Raw genomic sequence first — 4,323 nt, 5'->3', positions numbered from 1 at the left:
CCCGACACAGCCCCATCCAACTCGGTGCAGGGAGCAAGGGTAGCTCGAATGTAGCGTCGTTGGCCATCACCGCAGGTAATCCAAGTTTCGGCAACGCGGAGAGACCGAGTGGCCAGACAACAGTCAAAGAGGGGCTTGACAACCGTAGTGAATATCTCCTGCCCCAGAATCTCACTCACGTGGTGCCCAATTACCTCTGGCTGGGTCTTGTTGTGCCATCGTAGGTAGCTATCATTAACAGCTTGGTAGTAGTAGTTGCGATCGAGCAGCACAACACAATCTGGGGTAGCGGATACAATCCGCTCATAATGCCGCAGTAACACTTCTGACTGTTGGCGCTCTAGCTCAGAGGCAGCCCGCACGGCAAAAATGGTCAAAACCTCTTGAATGAGTTGACTATCTTGAATGGCGCGATCGCTAATGATACTAATGATCCCAATTACAACCCCTGCTGAGTTCACCAGAGAAATACCGGCATAGCCCTCTCCGTTGATGTTGCCCAAGAAACAGTCTTCAGTAAAGTAGTGCTGAAGATGATTGGGGTAGATGCAAAAGCCTTGTTCCACTACCTGTTGACAGGGCGTATTGGTTAAGTCGTGTTCCATGCCAGCTAGGGACTGACCGTAGCTCAGCCCTGCTAAAACTCTGGCTCGGTTGTGGTTGGGTGCTATTAACTCTGCTATGCAGACATGCTCTATGTTAAGCAGTCGAGTTAAATACTCAACCAGCGATTGGAAGAAAGCTTCACCTGTAGCGGCAGAGACTCCTCTAGCAATATTCTGGATGAGTTCATCCTTATGTTTACGATCGCTGACATCTAAAACAATGCCATGCCAGACCAATTCTCCATTGGCTTGTCGGCTAGGGCAAGAATTCGCTTGGAGCCATTTCACCTTGCCCGATGGGGTAATAATGCGCCACTCATAGCTAAATGGTTCTTGGGTTTCTAGACAGCGGCCAATAGCTTGGCGATAGCCATCTTGATCGTCAGGATGCATCTGCTTCAAGATCAAGCCACCGTCGGCTAACATGTCAGCGATCGGCAACTCGTGAATGGTCTCAGCAGCAGGACTTAGGTATTCAAAGCGGGCAATTCCATCTAAGTCTTCAACTACGCTATAGATCACAGCAGGTGAGGCTGCTGCTAAATGCTGAAATCGCTGTTCATTTTTCTGGAGGGCTAGTTCTGCTTGCTTGCGGGCAGTAATCTCAATCTCTAACCCAATGATCTGTATTGGCTCCCCAGCTTGGTTCCACATGGCCTGACCCCGGCTCAAAACCCAACGATAGGAACCATCGGGTTGACATATCCGGTAGTCTTGCTCAAAGGTGGCAGCTTGGTGATGTAGATACGCTTGCAGCGCTTGTAACGTGCGATCGCGATCCTGTGGATGAATAGACTGCACCCACGTCTCCCAACAGTCAGGCAGTTCACTGGGTGAAAAGCCTCGAAGAGCCTTCCAGTGAGGTGACAGGAATACCTCATTGGTAGCAAAATTTCGCACCCAGAGACCCCAGTCATGGGCATCGAGTGCTACGTGGCAAGCAGGGACTAAGCCTACAGAGCCAGTGGGTGGCTGGCTAAGGTGTGGTTCTACCCTGTCAGCACAGTGGGGCAAGACTGGTTGCAGAGCTGCCTGTTGAATAGCAATCCCCAAGTGCAGAGCTAGTTGTTGCCAATACTGCACTTCTAAGGGCTGCCACTCTCGGATTTCTTGACAGTGATGTGCCATCAATATCCCCCAGCGCTGACCCTGACTCACCAGGGGCACTGCTAAGTAGGCACGAACTTGCCAACTTGTAAACAGAGTCACTACGTCAGCAGCTAGCGGTTCTGCGTGGATGTTGGGGACAATCGCGATCGGCTCAGATGGTGCTTGATTCCCCCACAGACGGTTCATCAATGTTGAAGAGACTTGTTGTCCAAGAGTAGCAGTCACACCTGGGCTAACTGCCTCAAAAGTTACTACTGCTTCGTGGGAATGGTTGAGCTGAAAGACAACGACGCGATCAACTGCTAGCAACGACTGGGCACCTATAATTGCTTGGTGTATCACCTCTTCCAACGCAGTCATGTGTTGAATTTGGCAGGCAATAGTGGAGATGCTCCCTAAAATCGTTTCTACAGAAAATATTGGCAGTTCTGACTGTGCTGTAGTCATTGCCTTATTCAACGATCATTCCAATCACTCGTGCAACATTCACAACCTATAGAACTCTACCTCCATTATTGACAAGTTTTCTGTGGGTTAGGGCACTACGTCTCAAAACGACATGATCAATGCGCTGCTAAAATCACCGCGCTAGCTATCTCAACTAGGGAGTAATCCTAGTGCTTTCAGGATCAACCAGAATCCAACTCTGCTTGCACTCCCTTTCCCTATCTACAAGAAAAATTGGGGTATTCTCCACACTCAACCTGTAAGACCAGAGCGGGGGATGTCGCTGTGATTACTGGGGCGGAAACTGTTTAAGGAAATCCGGTAGGTTATCTCGCAATTGAGGTGGGATCAGGTTATTAACGTTGGGTAGATTGCTAGCACTTTGTTGCAAAATAGCATTGAAAATACGGGTAAATAGTGTGCGAATAATTTCACTTAATACCATACCGTCCACATTTTCTGAGGTGACATTTTGCAGAGAAATATCTGGCAGGTCTACAGTCAACTCTGCTGATCGTTGCCCCAGGAAGGTTGCAGAAATGCGAGCTGTAGTGTCTTGAATCGTAACGCGATCAATCTGGAAGCGACGATCGCCGCGATCTTTTTGAGTTTGGGCATCCTCCAGTTTTGACAAGGCAACCACTAAGTTATTCCGCAGTTGTTGCTGTTCAAAGGTAACTTCGGTAGACTGAACTCTCATTTCTTTGATTTTAAGAGTATTGCTAAGTAAGCTTGCAGGTCGGAGTTGGACTTGAATGCTCTGGACAGTTACGAGGTTGGGAGTTGTGAAGTTGGCAGGGTTGGCGATCGTCAACCCTTGGATCGTTAACTGACCGCGCCAGGGATTAAGGCGGAATCGGCTAATGGTAGTGGTTGTCTGAAGAGCCGTTGTGAGGTCTCGCTCTACTTGGTTTTTGACGATGCGATCAAGGTTGAGCCAGATGATGCCTGTCACCACGATCGCGATTGCCAATCCAACGAATAATGCCCTACCGAAAAGGTTCATGACATGAGTTGTTGATAGGTCTGTACAGCTTGGCGCAGATGTCCCTGAGTTTGACTGAGCAATTGTTGAGCCTCAGCAGCATCTAACCCTGTCCAATGCATTAGCAGTGCTCGTTTGACAGACTTACCGCTGCGAGTCAGTAGCTCATCGGCTTGGTCACGGGCTAAGCCTGTTAAATCTACTATGATGCGTAGGGCACGATCGTGCAGTTTTTGGTTGGTCACTGACACATCTACCATGCGATTACCATACACCTTACCCAATTGCACCATCACGCCTGTGGAAAGAATATTCAACGCTAGCTTGGTCACTGTTCCCGCCTTCAGCCGAGTAGAACCCGCCAACACCTCTGGCCCTACTAACAGCCGGATATCAACATCCACCGTAACTCTCACTTGGTCGGGAGGCACACAGGCTAGAAACATGGTAGTCGCTCCTCGCAGTCGGGCTTCGTGCAGTGCGCCGTGCACATAGGGTGTAGTGCCTCCAGCGGTGATCCCTAAAATTACATCTTGAGCAGTGATCTGATGCTCAGCGATCGCGGCTGCCCCATCAGCTTCTCGGTCTTCCAAGGCTTCGGAGCTACGAAACATAGCTGAGACTCCTCCCGCAAGAATGCCCTGCACCATGTCCGGTGGTGTGCAAAAGGTAGGGGGACACTCTGCTGCATCCAACACGCCTAAGCGTCCACTGGTGCCTGCTCCCACGTAAAATAGCCGTCCCCCTTGGCGGAGGGCCTCTGCTGTCCGTTCAATAGCTTGGGCTAGGGATTCCCGTGCTGCTGCGATCGCGGCAATCACCTGCTGGTCTTCTCGATTGAACAAGTCCACGAGTTCCAAGGCCGTTAACTGGTCAAGGGCCTGACTGTTTGGATTCACCTGCTCTGTCAGCAAATGGCCTCGTTCTTGCAGCCCCATAGCCTACAGCAGTCCCTCTAGTCGCTTACGGATCCGTTCCAGCTCATCCGGTGAAAACTCTGAATCTTGGTCAGTTGGTGACTTGACAACACCATCAGGATTCCAGTCCATTTCCTCTACGTTGGCTTCCGGTGGCACCACTAACGTTCCTTCTGGTACTAGGGTGCACTCATAGCCTGCGTCTTGGCAAAACCCTTCTACCTCTTCTGCGTCGATAGCCTCCACCGTTGCCGCCGGA

At 50.4% G+C, this 4,323-nt stretch carries 4 protein-coding genes; all 4 read right to left on the bottom strand.

Features of this window, described 5'->3' with window-relative positions; translation table 11 throughout:
• A partial coding sequence (locus tag NZ772_14755; protein ID MCS6814812.1) for a PAS domain-containing protein occupies nucleotides 1–2,162 on the bottom strand: 2,162 nt, incomplete at its 3' end.
• Between the two features lie 289 nt (nucleotides 2,163–2,451).
• Complete coding sequence (locus NZ772_14750; protein ID MCS6814811.1) at nucleotides 2,452–3,168, bottom strand: AsmA family protein; 717 nt, start codon at nucleotides 3,166–3,168, stop codon at nucleotides 2,452–2,454.
• Nucleotides 3,165–4,085, bottom strand: coding sequence for an N-acetylmuramic acid 6-phosphate etherase (murQ, locus tag NZ772_14745; protein ID MCS6814810.1), 921 nt, complete (start codon nucleotides 4,083–4,085; stop codon nucleotides 3,165–3,167). The genes NZ772_14750 and murQ overlap by 4 nt, the downstream gene beginning before the upstream one ends.
• A gap of 3 nt (nucleotides 4,086–4,088) precedes the next feature.
• Nucleotides 4,089–4,323: DUF3110 domain-containing protein (locus tag NZ772_14740; GenBank protein ID MCS6814809.1), on the bottom strand; the 235-nt coding region annotated here is incomplete at its 5' end.

The organism is Cyanobacteriota bacterium (assembly GCA_025054735.1).
Classification (GTDB): Bacteria; Cyanobacteriota; Cyanobacteriia; order SKYG9; family SKYG9; genus SKYG9.
The sequence above is the reverse complement of the archived record's forward strand: the minus strand, read 5'-3'. Positions and strand labels throughout refer to the sequence as shown.

Coding starts and splice junctions, on each gene's coding strand:
- murQ (MCS6814810.1), bottom strand. CDS start 4,085: ATGGGGCTGCAAGAACGAGGCCATTTGCTGACAGAGCAGGTGAATCCA.
- NZ772_14750 (MCS6814811.1), bottom strand. CDS start 3,168: ATGAACCTTTTCGGTAGGGCATTATTCGTTGGATTGGCAATCGCGATC.